Origin of the sequence: Marinococcus halophilus, from assembly GCF_002265875.1 — a bacterium.
In the GTDB taxonomy this organism is placed as follows: Bacteria; Bacillota; Bacilli; order Bacillales; family Marinococcaceae; genus Marinococcus; species Marinococcus halophilus.
Genome location: NZ_NPFA01000004.1, coordinates 26,257 through 43,592, shown reverse-complemented (window position 1 = coordinate 43,592; position 17,336 = coordinate 26,257). Strand labels below are relative to the sequence as shown.

The following is a 17,336-nucleotide window of genomic DNA, read 5'->3' as shown; positions in this document are numbered from 1 at the left end:
AAGGAGGCAGGAGTTTATGCGCTTACTGCACACCGCCGACTGGCATTTAGGACGGACGCTAGAGGGGCGTTCGAGACTTGAAGAACAGCAGCGTATCCTTGAGGAAATGATTCAGATTATTGAAGAAGAAAAGATCGATGCGGTCCTGATGGCAGGGGACGTGTTTGACTCTGTCAACCCGCCTGCCGCTGCAGAAGAAATGTTTTATGAAGCGATGGCCAGAATGAGTGATAACGGACGGGTGCCGGTTATAGTCATTGCCGGCAATCATGATCATCCGGAACGCTTGGCAGCGTCACGGACACTGCTTCGGAAACACGGTATTCATTTGCGTGGTTATCCTGGTATCGAACCGGTGGTAGTCCCGCTCTCAGAAGAACGGCTGTACGTGCAGACGCTTCCATACCCGTCGGAATCAAGATTGAAGCAGGCATTTATGGAGGAAGCAACAGAAATAGATCTACGGGACGCCTACAATCAAAAAGTCCGGGAAATTTTTCAGCGGCTTGCATCCTCCCGGCGTCCGGAGGATATTCTTATAGGCATGAGCCACCTATTTATTGCCGGCAGCGACTCTACTGATTCAGAGCGTCCGATCGAAGTAGGGGGAGCTTACACTGTCACTGCTGACAGCCTTCCCGAGCACGCAGTCTATACGGCTCTTGGCCACATGCACCGGCCTCAGGATGTTAGGGGAGCAGCAGGGCCGGCAAGGTATTCAGGCTCCCCGCTTGCTTACAGCTTTTCCGAAGCAGGCCAGCAGAAGTCGGTAACAATTATAGATACAAATGATAGCCAAAGTGAAGCGCAGATTTCTACTATTCCTTTAACAGCAGGCAAACCGCTCAGTATATGGAAGGCAAAGAACGGGCTCGCGGAGCTGCAGCAGTGGGTGGAGGAACAGCGGGACTGGAACGCCTGGGTGGAGGTGGATGTATATGTGGAAAATCAGCTCTCCATTGAAGATATCCATGCCCTGAGAACGAAGCATACTGGACTGCTGACGATCCGCCCGGTCTATTCCCGCCAGGAGCTTGAACCGGTGGAAAGCAAAAAACATATCCCCATCGATCAGCTGTTTGAACGCTTTTATGAAAAACAGTCCGGTGGGGCGGTGCCTGACCCGTCAGTGACAAATCTTTTTTTAGAACTTATTCAGCAAGAGGACGGATAAAATGAAACCATTACAACTGCAGATTCAAGGCTTGCATAGTTTTCGCCAAAAACAGACCGTAGATTTTAAAACGCTTTGCGAAAATGGAGTGTTCGGCATCTTTGGGCCGACTGGCAGCGGAAAATCATCACTGTTGGACGCAATGACGCTAGCGTTATATGGAAATGTCGAGCGGGCTTCGAAAACCGAAGGGATCATGAACCAGTCGGAGAACGAACTGCGGGTTTCCTTTATGTTCTCGCTTGGGCCGTCAGTGTATCATATCGAGCGCCATTATAAACGTACCGGGGAAGCGACAATGGCTGGAAAGCTGTGCCGATTAACCGATCAAACAGAGGAGCCGGTAGTGCTCGCGGAAAAAACAAAAGCGGTCAATCAAAAAATTGAAGAGCTTCTCGGGCTGACCCTCGATGATTTCACGCGTGCTGTGGTGCTCCCCCAGGGGAAATTTGCTGAATTTCTTCATTTAGGGGGCAGCGATCGCAGCAAAATGCTTGAACGGCTGTTTCATCTGGAGAAATACGGCAATCAGCTGATCGCTTCTGTGAAATCCCGGAAAACAACTGCCGAGCAGGGCGTACATAATATTGAAGCAGAACAGCAGGGACTCGGACCTGCTTCGAATGAAGATTTAAAGAAAGCTCAAGAAGAACACGCCCGCTGGACGAAGCTTGTCGAACAGCAGCAAAAGCAGGTGGAAAAGTATAGGAAACGGTACGAAGAAGTTAAACAGAAGTATCAGTGGACAGAAGAGCTTGAACACCTGAAGTCATCCATACAAGAATGGGAAGCGTCGAGGCCGGAGATAGAAAAAAAGCGGCTCACGTTAAAAGAAAATGAAATGTATGAAGCGCTTTATCCGTATGCTGACCGGCTTCAAAAAGCGGCACAGGAGCACAGGGAGCAGGAGCAGGACTTAAAAGAAAAACAAAAAGCACACGAAAAGGCGAAAAACAAAAAGCAGGAAGCAGAAGGTAATGCTGCTGAAAATAAAAAACGATGGGAGGAGGAAGAACGGCTGGTGCGGGACTGGCAGCGCCGCTACGAACAAATTGAGACGCTGGAAGAGGAATATCAGCGCCTTAGTGAACTTGAAAAGGAAAAGCTTTTGGAGATGGAAAAGCAGCGCCGGTTGTATGAGGAAGCTTCCGCTCAGGTTACTCATTTGCAGAAGGAAGAACAAAAAGCACAGAAGCTGCTCGAAAAGCTTAAGCAGGACTTTAACGCAGCTGAAAAAAAAGAAGAGCATCTTCCAGATATGGATGAAGCCTCGTCACAAAAGCAGTGGCTTGATGCTCTTAATCAGCAGCTGAGTGAACAGATGACGCAGGACACAGCCGCTAAAGAAAAACTGAATGATGTTGCCAAAGAAACAAGGAATGCAGATAAAGAAGAGGAAACGCTTCAGACACGTTCTAGAGAATTAGCGCAGAATATCTATTACTGGTATGACCGGGCAGCCACGCACATTCGTCGCGTTGAGCAGGAATTAAAATATGTCGAAAAAAAGCAGCGAGCCGAACAAAAACGGCAGCTCCGAATCCTGGCAGAAGAGCTTCAACAGGGGGAAGCATGTCCGCTATGCGGCTCCACAGAGCATCCATCGCCGACTGCAGATCCGCATGAAGAAGTGGAAGAGCACGTACAGGAAGAAATGGAAGCACTCCGCCAATGGAAAACAGCGTGGGAAAATACAAAAGTTAGTTTGCAGCATGTGGTTTCCACACTTTCCTCCGGGAAAGAACAAATAGAAGAAACCTCCCCGGAAGAAATAGAGGAAGGTATTGTGTTTACCCGGTGGGAAGCGGAATTAGCCACGATAGACCGGTTAAAAGAGCAAGCCCAGGAATTGAATCGCTCCTGGGAGGAGTGGAGACGTCGGAAAGACCGTCTTGCCATGAAAATCGACCAGCAAAAAGCAGATGCCGAGGAGCAGAAAAGAAAGCTCGAGCGTCTGCAGGACCAATGGCAGAAACAAAAGCACCAGTGGGAACAATCCTTCGCTCCCCTTCGCCTGGATCAATTTGAGGAAGAGTATAAACAGGCAAAAGAGCGAAAAGAAATAATAAAAAGTATCCAACAGCGTATTGAAAAGGGCCAGAATTATCTTGAAAAAAAACGTGCTGATCTCGCTGCCCGCGAGCGTCAATTCTATGAGGTAAAAAGTGTGGAAGCGGTAGCAGTATCCGAGTGGAAGCAGGCTGCAAAAACCAGAGAAGAAGCAGAAAACAAGTTAAATGTGCAGCTCGAAGGACGCACCAGGCAAGAGTGGAAAGAAGCAGTCGACGAGCGGGCAAAGAAGCTTGAAACAGAAAAGGAAGCCCTGCAGAGGCAGGAGCGGGAAACTGAAAAGGAGTTGGAACGCACTCGCACTTCGAGTAGAGAAAGTGAAGAATCCCTGCAAAAATGCGCAGCCAAATGGAAAGAGGCAGAAACCGAATGGCTTCGTCAAAAACAGCAGAAAGACTCAACCTCCGGCCCGGAAGAAGTGCTTGCCTATTCGCTCTCGGAAAAGCAGAAAACGAATCTTCAGCAGCAGGTGGAGGAATTTGATACCAAACAGAAAGAACTGCAGTATGAACATAGCCGGCTGCAGGGAAAGCTTCAAAATGAACGGGTAACTGAAGACGTATTTAACGAGGGGGAGAAGCAATACAAAGAAGCAGCGAAGGAATGGGACCGGTACAAAGAAACGCTCGGAGGCATTAAAGAAAAACTTGAAGATATTAAACGAAAGGTAGAACGTTATCAGGAACTCGAGCAGAACCGGATCGAAATGCAGGCAGAAAAAGAACGGCTCACAGAGCTTGACCAGATCATGAAAGGAAGAAAATTCGTCGAGTTTCTTGCTGAAGAGCAGCTGGTGCAGGTGACAAGAGAAGCTTCGCAGCGGCTGCATGCATTAACGAGAGGACGCTATGCCATTGAAGTAAACGAACAGAATGCTTTTGTTATTCGGGACGATGCCAATGGAGGGGTCTACCGCCCTGTTTCCACGCTATCCGGAGGCGAAACGTTTCTGACTTCTCTCGCACTGGCTCTCTCCCTCTCCACGTCTATACAGCTGAAGGGCCAGCATCCATTAGAGTTTTTCTTTTTGGACGAAGGCTTTGGGACGCTGGACCAGGACTTGCTCGAGACGGTAATGGAAGCCCTTGAGAATCTGCACGGGGAGTATTTAGCAGTAGGGGTGATCAGCCATGTTCCGGATATGCAGCAGCGTGTGCCGAAACGACTGGTGGTGACTCCGGCAAGTCCGGGTGGTAGCGGTTCTACTATAGAAATGGAGACAGTTTAAGTCCCTGAGGATTCAGGGGCTTTCTAAAGCAAAATGTAAAATTTCATTTACCGTATTGTAATTACAAATAGTTTTACATAAAAAATTAAACAAAAAAATACCTGCCAGATGAAACCGGCAGGTAGAAAATGAATATTTTTATTGGTTTTGAGTAGTGTTCTGGTTGTTATTTTGGTTGCTGCTTTGTTCCATGCTATCAATAACATTAGAATGATCTGCTTCAAACACGAGATGTTCACCGTTTTCTATGATAGCATCCTTGTTTTGGGTGTCCTTCGTCAGTTGACGGAAAATCCGTTCACGGTGAAACGCGCTTTCGACCGGACGCGGAGTAGCTTCAAACACCCGGAATGGCTGCATTTCCAAATGGGCAGTGCCGTCTTCGCCAAGTGAGTAATTGGCAATGACGCTGTCTCTCGTCCTTGTCCAACCCTGGTCAAATACAAAATTACCGATGGAATGCATGATGAACGTATTATTGTACACTTCTACCGATTGAAGCACGTGAGGATGCGCGCCAATGATGACATCAGCGCCGGCATCTGCGATGGCTTGAGTCATCTGCCGTTGACGCGTGGTAGGTGTGCTGTCGTACTCCTGGCCAAAGTGGATGTTCACGATGACCAGGTCCGCATTCGCATCTGCACGCTGAACGGCGTCAATGTAAGCACTCGGGTCCTGGCTTGTTAAAATACCAGAGGAGTTTGGTCCAGCCTGTTCCATATTCGCATACGTAATGTCATTCACGCCTAATGTGGCTACGTCCATGCCATTGTGTGTACTTAACGTATAGTTATGGGCTTCATTTGCATTCGCCCCAGCGCCGACTACATCTATGCTAGAGTTTTGAAACGCCTGAAGGGTTTCATTCAATCCTGCATACTGGTAGTCCATCATATGGTTATTGGCCAAATTGACAGCATCAAAGCCTGCATCTTCAAGACCATCAATAGCTCCTGATTTTGAAGAAAGATTAATTATTTTGTCAGCTTCTTCTGTCTGGTCCGGGTTATCCACGATTGGGTTTTCAAAATTTCCAATTGTGTAATCGGCAGCTTCAAGCGTTGGTTTTGCATATTGGAATAGTGATTCGTAACCTTCCTGATTGGCAATTTCTTCTACATGGCGGCCGGTCATCATGTCGCCAACCATAGCAGATGTAAATACAGTGTTTTGTTCCTGCTGGTATTCACTTTCAGCAGCAGATGGCTCTACCACACGGATTAAAGTCATTGCCACAAGGCAGATAATAATGCCGAGAATGGCATGTTTGCCGGCTTTTCGGCGCTGGCGTTTGGTGTAGGCTAAATACTTTTCTTTGAAGTTTAATAATCGCTTGGCCATATGTAAGAACCCCTAAATTAAATAGTATAGCGTGATGATTACAAATGTTGCAGCGGTAAGAACCAGTGTACTTGCCACGGTAGGGACAACGCCCTGGCGCTGCATCGCGTTTGCAATCAATCCCGGAACGATAACCCCGAGACCACGAAACTCGTATATTTCAAAAGGCAGAATAGGATAAAAGTAGTCAAAGATCAGCTTTAACACAATCCCTGTAGATAACATGGCTGCAAATTTCCGGCGTCCGTAAAGAATCATAATACGGGACAACCCGTGGGCGACAATTAAATACGTCAAGAAACTGATGAGAAAAATCGTTAACAGAAAGACAGGCTGATCAAAAACAATTGCCAAATAGCCGGGCGCAATTAGCCCGGCTGGCATAATTCCTGTCTTTTCTGCGTATATCAAACTGATAATAACTCCTACGACTAATGCGATATAAAGATCTGTACCAAACAATGTTACATGGCCTCCTCGCCGACTTTACTAATGAGTGTTTCCGGGGAATCATAAAGTTTTTCCATAAATTCTTCAGCAGCACCGTGAATGTTTCCAATTCCGAATATAAGCGAATGGGAAGCTTCCCGCTTCACCCGGGCCAAAATGGCATCTGCATCTTCGCCCTCCAGATTGATAACGGAATTAAATGGCAGGTCCCCCTGATCGAAAGCCTGGGTGATCGGACGTACGTTTCCGCCGATAAGAATTAATTTCTCTGCCGGTAAATAAGGCAAAACATACTTTGTAAATTCTTCGGTCCGGTCTACCCGGTCTTCACGACAGTTCATAATAATCACCGGGTTGTCGGTCATGTAGCTTGACGACCGTACGCGTGACCAAATCTCAAGCGTCGACCGGGCGTCATTCGCCGCAAACCCATTCACAAAGTGGGAACGCTCCCGGCTGCCGTCTTCAAGGGTAACAATCCGGAGAGCCCCAGGATCCGGGTTGGCATTTAGCATACCGGAAAGAGCTGTACGCTTGTCGATGTCAACTGCCCGGGCGACGGCAAGTGCCGCTGCAATATTTTCCGGGAACAGCATGTAATCGAATTTGTCGATAAAGCCGTCCGGGATTTCTTCCGGATTGGCAAGGTATACTTCCGTATTTCTTTTTTCAGCAATTTCACTGAAGTAATGAAAATAAGGGCCGTTGGACAAAATAAGCTTGCCGTTATATGGAATCGTCGAGCTGAATGCTTCTGCTACGTATTTCAGGGTTGGCCCAAGTGTTTCCATATGATCTTCAAATACGTTCAAAATGACGCTGACGTTTGCCTGGAGGTATTTCTCCTGCAGTACACGCTGGTAATCCGGATTGATAGCCATACACTCGCTGACAAATGCATTGGCTTCAAGGCTCGAAGCATGCTTCAATATTTCCTTTTGCTCACGGATATTCGGGCCTTCGAGTGAACGTTCGATCGGTTTTTCAGTCCGATCCCAGTAAATTCTGCGTGCCTGTGTGCCTGTCGTTTTTCCAACTACTTTGTAATCAGCTTCGCTCAGCATTCCCGTAATTAAACGGGTTACTGTTGATTTGCCGCGAACGCCGTTTACATTGATGCGAAGTGGTATCTGGTCAACTCTCTTCTGGTGTCTGCGAAGTTCAAAAATGCCCACTAACGCAATTGCTATACATGAACCGTACAATAATAACATCGACGCTTTACCTCCTCGGTGCTCTCTAATATTATCTCCCTTTGAATGTCAAATAACACCAACAATATTCCATACCCGCTTACGTCAGGAGTAATCGTTTCATTGCAAGCGTAGAGTGTCTCTTGTGTTAAGAGACACTCCCACAAACAATGCCAATACTAAGACGCTTATCTAAGAAAATAGTTACTGCGTATTTGTATTTTCTTGAGTTTCTGTTTCCGGCGGTGTATTGAGTGCGCTGTTGATTTCAACTTCTTCTGTGGTGGACAGCTCAGCATCCACTTTAAAGAAATACATAAACAGCACTAACGCAAACAAAAAGAGGTAAGGGCCGATTTTCTTTAAGATATTCACATTCACTTCTCCTTTATTGAGTCTGGGCGGAACCTCCGCGGCGCTGGTCAATAATTCCCTGCATTTCTTCGTCGTCGTAATCTTTAATTAATGAGGTGACGTTTCCGAAATAGGAAGGGCCTTTATCAGGGGCGATGAAGTAGCGGTCCCCGTATTTACTGTTGATTTCCTCAATAAGTTCTGCATTTTCCGGCTGGTCCCCGTTTTCAATAGCAAGTGTTGCCTGGCCTTCGACAACATCTACAAAGGAACGGTTAGCAGCGAAAGCTTCTTCATAGCTCTCATCTAGATATTCCATGCGGAAAATAACTTCTGCCATCGCAGTTGGAATGCGCGAGCCTCCTGGAGAGCCGATGCCCATAACTGTTTCTTCTTCTGGATCTTGAATAATGGTAGGGGCAATGAAGCTTCTCGGACGCTTTCCAATTTCGATATTGTTTGGCGAAGACGGAGTCTCGTTATAGTTGTTCAACTGATTGTTTAAAAACATGCCCGCAGACGTCTGGCCGCTGCCAAAGAAGTTACCCAGCGTGTTTGTAAGAGCCACCGTGTTACCATCAGCATCCATTACATTTACATGGGTGGTGCTCGAGTGGGTAATCGTATTTTGGCCATCGGAAGAATTATACCCTGTCGCGTTTTCAAGCTCTTCTGTATCCAGACGCTCTTCACGGACGTTTTGTGCTAGATCATCGATGGTACCCTCACTCACATATTCCTCGGTGGTGATTTCGTTAAACTCCGGATCTCCCAAGTTTTCAAGGCGCTGGTAATAAGCTTCCCGGGTGATGGCGCTCATCATATGAATGTAGTCCGCTTCGTTTCCCTGAAGAGCTTCACCGATATTCAGGCGCTCGCCCATGCCGAGCATTTGAATCAGCGTTACCCCGGAAAGAGGAGAAGGAGCACTGTAGACGTTTTGACCTTCAAAAGTTCCCTGTGCCACCTCAGGGGTTTGCACATTGTATTGCTGCAGGCTCTCCGGGGTTATGTGTGAGTAATCGGTCGTCAGCTGCTGGGCAATAGCTCCATTTGCGCTATAAAAGCTCTCCGGCCCATTTTCCTGAATGGTACGAAGGGTTTGAGCGTATTCCTCCTGAACGAGAGTATCGCCTTCCTGCAGGAGATTGCCATTCTCATCGTAAAAGGCAGGAGAATTTTGCTGGTTTAATCTCGGTTGAGCGTAATACATGCGGCTGGCCAGATAACTATTAATTTCATACCCGTTTTCGGCGTAATCAATAGCCGGTTGCATTAACTCAGCAAGGGTGAACTGGCCACTTCCCTGTTCTTCGTGCAGGGCAGCCATGCCTTTTACGAAGCCAGGCACTGCTACATTTAAAGCACGATTAGTCGTAGAAGCTTCTTCACGGTAATCGTAAACTTCCGGGGAAGCGTTTGGCCCATTCATCACAAGAGCCGCACCGCCGCCTCCGATGCCGGATCCGTATGGTTCAGTTACCGTCAGGGCAAAGGAAGTAGCAACCGCAGCGTCTGCCGCATTTCCTCCCTGTTCAAGAATTTGCATGCCGGCTTCTGTCGCAAGCTCATTGTCTGTACTAACACCGTAGCCCTCGTAGTTAGAACCGGAAGCAATGTCGCTGGAAGCCCCGGAGCTTGAATTAGAGTCATTTTGAGCACTTTCTTCTTCAGAGCTGGAACCGCTTTGGTCGCTTCCTCCAAAGTTTGTTACTCCTACGTAAATGAGCAGTCCTGCGACAACGACCGCAGCAAGTATGTACGTTATTTTTTGTGCATTCACGGGACGGGTCAAACTCCTTTCTGGGTGGTCTGATTAGTTTTTGAACGTCATTTGACACCGCCAGTGCTTCACCTATTAACGACTTATCTATAATAAAGGCATTTATGTTGAAAAGAAAGGTCAGGAAGACCTAATGGTTTTCAAAAATTTCTCAGCCCTGTGATAGCGAAAAATAGAGGGAAGCATGGCGCTGGCATCCTGGGTTGAATGCCGCATGACAATTCGGGCATTGGTGATCGGCATGAAGATAATCAGTCACGCTCATGGTGTGCCAGCACTTTCCGCACAAAACTGCTTCTTCGGAAAAGAGCGAAGAAGGCCAGGGTGCTATAGGATGGCTTTCACTTTCTTCATGACAGGTGTGGCAGCTGTACCAGCGTCCACAGCAATAAAACTTCATGGCAACAATATCGACCGATGTATGATAATGGGCGCATCTTGTTTCTTCATCCAGAGAAACGCCTCGAACTTTTACCTCTGAACAGCTCAAAAACTCATCTCCTTATATTAACACTCTCAAACGTATTCTAACAGTAAAAGTACAATTTTTACGAGATGTTTTAAAAATATGAAAATAAGGTATAATGAAAAAGCATTCAGTGAATGTGCCGATAAACATTGTTTGAATTTTCTTTCATTTTATCGACAACCGCTTTCAATTGTGATATATTTATTTACACACATGGACGAATGTATATCTTGGGGAGTGGTAAGTAGACCAAGCGGTAAAACGAGATTGTTAAGGAGGCTATAAAATGGAAGTACAGGAAAATCAATTGACATTCGTTCAGGAAAAGGCGAAAGAATTGTCAAATGCGATGGAATTAAGAGGGTGGGCGAGCACGAAACTTGTCCCGACTCCTCCGTACGGATATACGTTAGTAAGCATGACCGGCTGCCGGGCATGGTTCGGAAAACGCTGGGGCATGATTAATGATGACAGGGAAAATTTCCTCAAAGTGGTGCTTGATATTCCAAAAGGAAGAACTTCCATTGAAGAGGTGAGCGAACGCCTGGATCTCGATATTGTGCATGGAAACGAAGGAAAAACCGGAGTAGAAATGATTGATAACCGGGACCGCCATACCATTGTCATCTATCTATTCAAAGAAATGCTTGAACAGACTGCTTTTCGTGAGAGTGAAACACTCGAACTCATCAGCGATGTAAGGCGCTGGTCCTGCTTATAAAAATGATAAATTTTAAACGTCCGTACTCCGGGCGTTTTTTTATGCTGCCGAGCACATGGTTCGATAAAAAGAGTTATATTTTCTATACTTATAAAAGCAAATAGAAATGCTGGGCAAAGGAGTCCAAAAGAGCAATGAAAAATATTCATGTAGACGTAAAAGCTTACAAAGGAACTTATGCAGATATCGGCTACCGGCAGGGCCGTTACTTAAAACATACGCCGCTCGTACGTTACCATTATAATGAACGTTTGAAGCGTTCACTTGCAAAATATGATGTTCCAGTAGAGGACGTCAAAAAACTTTACCAGCTTTATGTTCCTGGGCTGTGGGAAGAATTGAAAGGGTTGGCTGAAGGACTCGAATGGACATTTCGGGATGTGCTTCAGGAGTTTAGCGGCTATCAGGCGTCAAAAGTGCGATCGGGATGCAGCGGGCTGATGGCAAACGGTATGTATATTCGAAATTATGATTACCTGCCGAGTACGTATGAAGGGCGGTTCTTATTCACAAAGCCCACCGGCGGTCCCGGAACAGCAGGGTTTGCCCAGCGGATTATCGGCCGTTCGGATGCGATGAATGAATATGGGCTCTCTGTTGGCTACCATTTTGTGCACCGTATTAAGCCAAAACCGGGAATTGTCTGTTCAAACCTTCTCCGTATCGTGCTCGAGACTTGCCGTACTACAAAAGAGGCCGTCCGGCTTCTCCAGGAACTTCCGCACCGGCATTCATTCAATTATTCCATGATGGATGCTTCGGGAGAAGGGGCAGTGGTGGAGGCCTCCCCCCGGGGCACCGCTGTTCGTCCAGCAGGAGAAGTAGCCTGTACCAATCATTTCAATGTACCGTCCATGCAGCAAGAAAACCGCCATTTAATGGGAAATTCACGGGAACGTGAAGCCCATATTCGTTCCATCGACTGGAACCGGGAGACAGTCTATAGTGCTTTTCGCCGTTTCAACCATGATACAGATATGATTTATTCGAATGACTATGAGCATTGGTCAGGCACCATTCATACAGCTCAGTATCTTCCCGCGGAAAAGAATATATATGTGGGTATTGGCGGGAACAGGTACCCGGCGCTCCTGCCGTTTGCTTCCTGGTTGAACGCAGAGCCGATGCGGATCACAAAAATTCGGGGAGCAGTGGATACAGAAATGCCTTTTTCCTTTGAGTGGTAAACAGAAGACGGCCAACCTGAAAAAAGTAAAGGAAAAGAGTAGGAAACACCGGAGGAAGATGTTATAATATTTTAAAATATGCCGAAAATAGTAGAAAGACGGGGTGCAGCATGAAAGCGTATCGTCGCAAATTCTTTTATCTGCCTTTACACCAGGAAAAGATGGAACCAATGAGTATGGATCGTGTCCGGCAGGCCGGCTTTGATATTGTTATTACACGGGACGATCTTCCGTACATGATCAGCTTCTGCCGGGAATGGCGCTCCTATTTTGAAGAAAAAGCAAAGAGTGTCCAATCCGTGTACCGTCCGTACGTGGAGGATGCAGCAGCTTTCTTTGATGACCAGGTAGAGCAAATGACACTGTGCACATCTCCGCACCATGGCACTGATAAATATATTTTACCGCTTACAGAGATGGTCAGTTCATTAATGCTTGCCTATGACGCCTTTGACCGTGTGATGGACGAATATCATCATATGCCTGCTCATTTTGAAACAGCGCTTAAGTATTACCGGCAGTTCAAAATGAAAGTAGATACGAACAAAGCCCAATTTATTTTAAACCACTTGCCGGATCTGCGCTTAAGCGTAGAGTAAACATTATACAGGCTGAAACCCCTGGCAAATGCCCCGGGGTTTTCTAATTTTCAACGCCTGTGAATTTCGTAACCGCTTTCTTGTTAAAAGCACAGGGGCCTGACTGATAATTGAGAAATTACACAATTTTTAAGCATAAGAGGAGATAGTTATTTACTTCATGCCCGCCTTTTGATACATTAACTTTGATCTATTCTTTGTGAATTAGATCAATCTTACATACATGGTGGTGGGTATATGAACATATTATGGGGATTGATGGGAATTGTTTTTGTCCTGTTTTTAGCTTTTTTACTATCTTCCCGCAAAAAATCAATTCGTTTTCGTCCCGTACTCGTAGGGCTTCTATTCCAGCTTATATTTGCATTTTTAGTACTTGGCTCTACGTGGGGGAGCACGGCCTTCGAATGGCTGGTCGTTCGTGTGCAGGACGTTATCGATACTGCTAGTGAAGGATATACCTTCTTGTTTGGAGAAAGTATTACAGAGACCGGTGCGTTTGCGTTTACCGTACTGCCGGTTATTATCTTTTTCTCTTCCCTGATCGGTATTTTGTACTACATCGGGGTTATGCAGGTAATTATCAAATTTATCGGCGGTGTCCTGTCCGCCCTTCTGAAAACGAGTAAAGCCGAATCCATGTCTGCAGCAGCAAACGTCTTCGTTGGCCAGACGGAAGCGCCGCTTGTTGTTCGTCCGTTCCTGGCAAACATGACCAAATCCGAATTGTTTGCTGTTATGACCGGGGGACTCGGCTCAGTTGCCGGCTCAGTGCTGTTTGGCTATGCAGGACTTGGTATTCCGCTCGATTACCTGCTGGCGGCGAGCTTTATGGCGGCACCGGGCGGGCTGATTATTGCAAAGGTGATTTTCCCGGAACCGGATCTCAGCTTGACGACGGATGAGATTGAAATAGAAAAAGACACTGAGTCTCATAACGTGATTGACGCTGCGGCCCGCGGAGCATCTACCGGCCTGCAGCTTGCCTTAAACGTTGGGGCGATGCTGATCGCATTTGTCGCTTTAATTGCAATGATTAATTTGCTGCTTGGGTGGGTAACAGGTTGGTTCGGAGCTGATGGAATTACGCTTGAACTACTTCTTGGATATGTATTTGCCCCAGTTGCATTTATGATCGGCGTTCCTTGGAGTGAAGCTCTTCAGGCTGGCGGATTTATCGGGCAGAAGCTAGTACTGAATGAATTTGTCGCCTATGCGAACTTTGCCCCGGAAATTGACAGCTTCAGTGAAAAATCCCAGGCGATCATCACTTTTGCGCTTTGTGGGTTTGCAAACCTGTCGTCCCTTGCTATTATTTTAGGCGGTTTCGCTTCACTGGCGCCGACACGCCGTAACGATATCGCTCAAATGGGGCTGAAAGCAGTAGCGGCCGGAGCTTTAGTATCACTCCTTAGTGCTTCGATTGCCGGCATGTTTGTCCTGTAAAAATTCAGATTTACCAGAAGCGCTCCTTTTCGAAGGGGCGCTTTTTTATCCATTACGGCATTGCAGCAAGTGATATGCTACAATAATAATGACTAAAATGGTTAGGAGGCTTACGATGATTCATCAGAAATGGAAAAACAGCGATACGCTGAGATACGTTACATGCAAGCATGCTGAAGCAGCCAAATATAAGGTCGACAGTGTATTAACCCCTGGAAAGCAGTATCCGGTTAAAAACGAAACGGACGAATTCATTTTCATTATCGACAACACTGGCCGCATCGGCGGGTTTTATAAAGACTACTTTGAAGAAGCATAAAAAGGAGCTGCAGACGCTGCGGCTCCTTTTGGTTTACATAATCTAATTATGAGAAGCAGAAAGGCGGCTGGAAGTGACCGAAGCTATCCATAAGGACAGGCGGTCGGCGAGAAAATCCCGATCAGCGTCGAGCGTGGCCACGTGGTAGGATTGTTCAAGCCATTCAAACGCCTTGGAGGTGGAAGAGAGATTTTCATAGATAGCTATTGCATTTGCAGGCGGTACGACATGATCAATCCGGGATGCTGCGACAAGCGCGGGACATGAAACTGAACGCACCTTTGGGCGCACAGCAGCTGTTAGTTGAAGCAGCGAGCGCACGGAAGCTGTCGGAACGTGCGAATACGTAATTTCTTCTTCCTGGGGACACCGGATATCAGGCCGGTCTTCTTTAATGAAGGAAGCAGAAGTTTCTCTCACTGCCCTCTGCATCCCGGGAACATCGAGAGCGGGATTAATTAAGGCAATGCCAGCAGTATCCTGGAAGGAAGCGGCGGTATGAAGGGCGAGAGTTCCTCCCATAGATTGTCCCACGATGAAAACGCTGCTGTGATTAACGCGCAGCGACTGATAGGCTGTATGGATATCTTTAATCCAGTCCTGGTGCGTATAGCGCGCAAGGTCTTGATAGGAGGTGCCGTGTCCTTGTAGTCTTGGGGCAGAAACAGTAAACCCTTTTCGGGCTAATTGGCGGCACACATACTGGACACTTTGGGGAGTACCTAAAAAACCGTGACAGACGAGCACTGCCGTGGGACCACCGGGAAAATAAAGTGACCCAGCGCCGTCCAATACCCTTGGGTTTTGAGACATGAGCATCCTCTCCTTTTAAAGTTAACTATCCTGATTAATTTACTAAGGATTATTATAGCTTCAGGCGCAAGGTTTGTCAATTTGAGGAGGTATATAATGCAGGTAGTATTTGTATACGGTACACTGTTGCAAAAATTAAACAAATATCACTACATTGAAAACAGTGTATATGATGTGGTTCGCGGAAAAGTGAAGGGATTTTTATACAACACCGGGCCGTACCCTGCGACTGTTGTTGACGAAAACGGAATGGATGTTGTAGGTGAATGGATACAAATAAATGACGCGGCTATAAGTGTATTGGATTGGCTTGAGCAGTACGAACAGCCGGGACAGATAAATGAATACGAAAGGGTATGGGTAAAAGATGCCGAAGGGGAAACGGAAGGATGGATTTATGTATACCCTCTTTCTAAGGCAAAACATTATCCACTTATTCCTTCCGGGTCCTGGCGTACTCATTTGTTGTCTTCCTAAGAAAAACGTCTAGGCTGGTAAAGTTATATTTCGATAGCTTTATTGTCCCTCTCGTAGAGACAGGCATTCCATTCTCCTCCAAGCAGGATTGCGAATCCTGTAAGGTAAAACCAGAGCATTAAGACGATTAAATTGCCCAGATTTCCATAAATCATAGAATAATCACTAACGCTGACGTAAAAAGAAAATCCAAAGGAAGCAGCCTGCCAGGTTAATAGAGCGAGTGTAGCGCCGGGCAGCGATTCTCGCCAGGTGGTCTTACGGTTAGGTACTACTTTGTAAATTATACCAAGGATTGCACCTATTACCAAAAAGCTGATGATCCAGCGAATCCAGCTCCACAATTGCAGGAAATAATCATCAAGGCCGATAAAACGAAAAACAAAGGCACCGAGTGGTTCACCGTAGATAGGAAGCAACAAGGATATAATGATGGCGAGAAGCAGAGACAAAACGAGAATGATGCCTTTTCCCAACATGGATAGCAACGAAGGAATCTTCAGGCGATAGGCAGCATTAATTGCACGGATGATAGCGAATGTGCCCATCAAACTCAGCCAGAGTGTAGCTGTTGTACTGAGAGACAACAGGCCAACCGACTGTGAATTCAAAATGGCGTTCAGATTGTTTTGAATGATTACAAAGGCTCCTCCAGGAACATAGGCGTTAATGAGTGAAAGAATACCGTCCGTATCGATGGAAAAAAAGCCAATAATACTGATCAGCAGCATTAAAAGGGGGAGCATGGCCAGAAGAAAGTAATAAGCCAGCTGGGCAGCAATGTCATAAATTTTGTCTTCGATGCTTTTTTTAAAGAATGATTGGAGAAAATTCACCAGTTAAGTCCCTCCTTTTTGCGGAAATCTCTTTTTCTCATTATAATACAGAAGTAGAGTATGAGAAGAGGTGCGGGAAAAGGAGCGTTATATGAGAAGAGACGAAGGCAATGACGAGCATGTCGAAGGCGAACCCGAGCCGGAAGATTTTGAGCCGGGACCGCCACGTCCGTCAAAAAATAAGCGTCGGGGTCTGTTCCGGGCAGTAGCGGTGCTGATGACAGGAATGCTGATTTTCCAATCTGCCTATTACTTAATTGATACCTTTCGTCTGGACACGTGGTCCTTTTTAACCGCTTCATATCAGCTTTCCAAGCAGGAGGATGTACAGCAGTGGCAGCAGGCGGTCACGAAAATAAGGGCAACAGAAAATGGGGAAACGTCTTTTGGAACAGGGTTTTTCGTAGAAGGCCCGGATGCTTTTATAACAAATTATCACGTCGTGGAAAGAGCGGACAGTGTAGCGGTTGAAACTGAAGAGGGGGATCTTGCAGAAGGAACCGTGGAAGCTGTAGATGAGCAGGCTGATCTCGCTGTCGTGATGTTAAAAGAGAAGTGGGAAGGAGGCATTACACTTGCAAAAACGAGTGCGTCTGCCGGCTCAGACGTTATCGTCATCGGAAATCCTCTCGGGTTCTCAGATGTAGCCAATCGGGGATCCATCGTCGAGACAGAGAAGGGCCGGCTTGTGCTTGATGCTCCTGTGTTTAACGGAAGCAGTGGCAGTCCTGCAATCACAGCAGCTGGAAAAGTGACCGGAGTGGTTTTTGCGAGTAGTACAGAAGAAAACGGCCGCTACGGGCTTGCAGTACCGGTAGAGCGGGTACACGAACTGATCAATGAAACAGAAAATAAATAAATATGACGGCAACG

At 46.6% G+C, this 17,336-nt stretch carries 17 protein-coding genes; 9 read left to right on the top strand and 8 right to left on the bottom strand.

Annotated features, from left to right (window positions below; translation table 11 throughout):
• The first annotated feature begins 16 nt into the window (after positions 1 to 16).
• A complete protein-coding gene (gene sbcD, locus CHL76_RS05425) occupies positions 17 to 1,174 on the top strand; it encodes an exonuclease subunit SbcD (protein ID WP_094908055.1) in 1,158 nt (385 codons plus the stop codon).
• A gap of 1 nt (position 1,175) precedes the next feature.
• Positions 1,176 to 4,472, top strand: a complete 3,297-nt coding sequence (locus CHL76_RS05420; protein WP_094908054.1) for an SbcC/MukB-like Walker B domain-containing protein — start codon at positions 1,176 to 1,178, stop codon at positions 4,470 to 4,472.
• A 138-nt stretch (positions 4,473 to 4,610) separates the two neighbouring features.
• Here CHL76_RS05420 and CHL76_RS05415 read toward each other — a convergent pair whose 3' ends face one another.
• From CHL76_RS05415 to CHL76_RS05395, 6 genes are all read right to left on the bottom strand, one after another.
• Positions 4,611 to 5,816: a CapA family protein gene (locus CHL76_RS05415; RefSeq protein ID WP_094908053.1), complete on the bottom strand. Its 1,206-nt coding sequence runs from the start codon at positions 5,814 to 5,816 to the stop codon at positions 4,611 to 4,613.
• A 12-nt stretch (positions 5,817 to 5,828) separates the two neighbouring features.
• Positions 5,829 to 6,278 (bottom strand): poly-gamma-glutamate biosynthesis protein PgsC, encoded by a 450-nt coding sequence (gene pgsC / locus CHL76_RS05410; protein WP_022792185.1) that lies wholly within the window; start codon positions 6,276 to 6,278, stop codon positions 5,829 to 5,831.
• A 2-nt stretch (positions 6,279 to 6,280) separates the two neighbouring features.
• Positions 6,281 to 7,480, bottom strand: coding sequence for a poly-gamma-glutamate synthase PgsB (gene pgsB / locus CHL76_RS05405; RefSeq protein ID WP_079476507.1), 1,200 nt, complete (start codon positions 7,478 to 7,480; stop codon positions 6,281 to 6,283).
• 183 nt (positions 7,481 to 7,663) lie between these two features.
• Complete coding sequence (locus CHL76_RS16975; protein ID WP_158219079.1) at positions 7,664 to 7,834, bottom strand: hypothetical protein; 171 nt, start codon at positions 7,832 to 7,834, stop codon at positions 7,664 to 7,666.
• Positions 7,835 to 7,847: 13 nt separating this feature from the next.
• Positions 7,848 to 9,596: a gamma-glutamyltransferase family protein gene (locus CHL76_RS05400; RefSeq protein ID WP_094908052.1), complete on the bottom strand. Its 1,749-nt coding sequence runs from the start codon at positions 9,594 to 9,596 to the stop codon at positions 7,848 to 7,850.
• A gap of 151 nt (positions 9,597 to 9,747) precedes the next feature.
• Positions 9,748 to 10,086, bottom strand: a complete 339-nt coding sequence (locus CHL76_RS05395; protein ID WP_244897374.1) for a CHY zinc finger protein — start codon at positions 10,084 to 10,086, stop codon at positions 9,748 to 9,750.
• Between the two features lie 265 nt (positions 10,087 to 10,351).
• Between CHL76_RS05395 and CHL76_RS05390 the strand changes: the two genes are divergently transcribed.
• The 5 genes from CHL76_RS05390 to CHL76_RS05370 all read left to right on the top strand — a co-directional run bounded on the left by CHL76_RS05390 (position 10,352) and on the right by CHL76_RS05370 (position 14,337).
• Positions 10,352 to 10,786, top strand: a complete 435-nt coding sequence (locus CHL76_RS05390; RefSeq protein ID WP_079476505.1) for a hypothetical protein — start codon at positions 10,352 to 10,354, stop codon at positions 10,784 to 10,786.
• Positions 10,787 to 10,920: 134 nt separating this feature from the next.
• The gene (locus tag CHL76_RS05385) at positions 10,921 to 11,973 is read left to right on the top strand and encodes a C45 family autoproteolytic acyltransferase/hydolase (protein ID WP_094908051.1); all 1,053 of its coding nucleotides are present in this window, start codon (positions 10,921 to 10,923) and stop codon (positions 11,971 to 11,973) included.
• Between the two features lie 110 nt (positions 11,974 to 12,083).
• Positions 12,084 to 12,572, top strand: coding sequence for a hypothetical protein (locus CHL76_RS05380; protein WP_022792179.1), 489 nt, complete (start codon positions 12,084 to 12,086; stop codon positions 12,570 to 12,572).
• A 237-nt stretch (positions 12,573 to 12,809) separates the two neighbouring features.
• Positions 12,810 to 14,018: a NupC/NupG family nucleoside CNT transporter gene (locus tag CHL76_RS05375; protein ID WP_079476503.1), complete on the top strand. Its 1,209-nt coding sequence runs from the start codon at positions 12,810 to 12,812 to the stop codon at positions 14,016 to 14,018.
• A 115-nt stretch (positions 14,019 to 14,133) separates the two neighbouring features.
• Positions 14,134 to 14,337 (top strand): DUF6501 family protein, encoded by a 204-nt coding sequence (locus CHL76_RS05370; protein WP_079476502.1) that lies wholly within the window; start codon positions 14,134 to 14,136, stop codon positions 14,335 to 14,337.
• A 42-nt stretch (positions 14,338 to 14,379) separates the two neighbouring features.
• Here CHL76_RS05370 and CHL76_RS05365 read toward each other — a convergent pair whose 3' ends face one another.
• Positions 14,380 to 15,150, bottom strand: coding sequence for an alpha/beta hydrolase (locus CHL76_RS05365; RefSeq protein ID WP_158219078.1), 771 nt, complete (start codon positions 15,148 to 15,150; stop codon positions 14,380 to 14,382).
• A gap of 96 nt (positions 15,151 to 15,246) precedes the next feature.
• Between CHL76_RS05365 and CHL76_RS05360 the strand changes: the two genes are divergently transcribed.
• Positions 15,247 to 15,627 (top strand): gamma-glutamylcyclotransferase family protein, encoded by a 381-nt coding sequence (locus CHL76_RS05360; RefSeq protein WP_094908049.1) that lies wholly within the window; start codon positions 15,247 to 15,249, stop codon positions 15,625 to 15,627.
• A 23-nt stretch (positions 15,628 to 15,650) separates the two neighbouring features.
• On the opposite strand, the gene CHL76_RS05355 is transcribed toward CHL76_RS05360, so the two are convergent.
• Positions 15,651 to 16,463 (bottom strand): YihY/virulence factor BrkB family protein, encoded by an 813-nt coding sequence (locus CHL76_RS05355; protein ID WP_158219077.1) that lies wholly within the window; start codon positions 16,461 to 16,463, stop codon positions 15,651 to 15,653.
• 91 nt (positions 16,464 to 16,554) lie between these two features.
• Here CHL76_RS05355 and CHL76_RS05350 point away from each other — a divergent pair, with 91 nt between their 5' ends.
• Positions 16,555 to 17,322, top strand: a complete 768-nt coding sequence (locus tag CHL76_RS05350; protein ID WP_094908047.1) for a S1 family peptidase — start codon at positions 16,555 to 16,557, stop codon at positions 17,320 to 17,322.
• The last annotated feature ends 14 nt before the right edge of the window (positions 17,323 to 17,336 follow it).

What these genes read in the sequence shown, in the direction of transcription:
- sbcD (WP_094908055.1), top strand. Translation starts at nt 17, where the DNA reads ATGCGCTTACTGCACACCGCCGACTGGCATTTAGGACGGACGCTAGAG.
- CHL76_RS05420 (WP_094908054.1), top strand. Translation starts at nt 1,176, where the DNA reads ATGAAACCATTACAACTGCAGATTCAAGGCTTGCATAGTTTTCGCCAA.
- CHL76_RS05415 (WP_094908053.1), bottom strand. Translation starts at nt 5,816, where the DNA reads ATGGCCAAGCGATTATTAAACTTCAAAGAAAAGTATTTAGCCTACACC.
- pgsB (WP_079476507.1), bottom strand. Translation starts at nt 7,480, where the DNA reads ATGTTATTATTGTACGGTTCATGTATAGCAATTGCGTTAGTGGGCATT.
- CHL76_RS05390 (WP_079476505.1), top strand. Translation starts at nt 10,352, where the DNA reads ATGGAAGTACAGGAAAATCAATTGACATTCGTTCAGGAAAAGGCGAAA.
- CHL76_RS05385 (WP_094908051.1), top strand. Translation starts at nt 10,921, where the DNA reads ATGAAAAATATTCATGTAGACGTAAAAGCTTACAAAGGAACTTATGCA.
- CHL76_RS05380 (WP_022792179.1), top strand. Translation starts at nt 12,084, where the DNA reads ATGAAAGCGTATCGTCGCAAATTCTTTTATCTGCCTTTACACCAGGAA.
- CHL76_RS05375 (WP_079476503.1), top strand. Translation starts at nt 12,810, where the DNA reads ATGAACATATTATGGGGATTGATGGGAATTGTTTTTGTCCTGTTTTTA.
- CHL76_RS05370 (WP_079476502.1), top strand. Translation starts at nt 14,134, where the DNA reads ATGATTCATCAGAAATGGAAAAACAGCGATACGCTGAGATACGTTACA.
- CHL76_RS05365 (WP_158219078.1), bottom strand. Translation starts at nt 15,150, where the DNA reads ATGTCTCAAAACCCAAGGGTATTGGACGGCGCTGGGTCACTTTATTTT.
- CHL76_RS05360 (WP_094908049.1), top strand. Translation starts at nt 15,247, where the DNA reads ATGCAGGTAGTATTTGTATACGGTACACTGTTGCAAAAATTAAACAAA.
- CHL76_RS05350 (WP_094908047.1), top strand. Translation starts at nt 16,555, where the DNA reads ATGAGAAGAGACGAAGGCAATGACGAGCATGTCGAAGGCGAACCCGAG.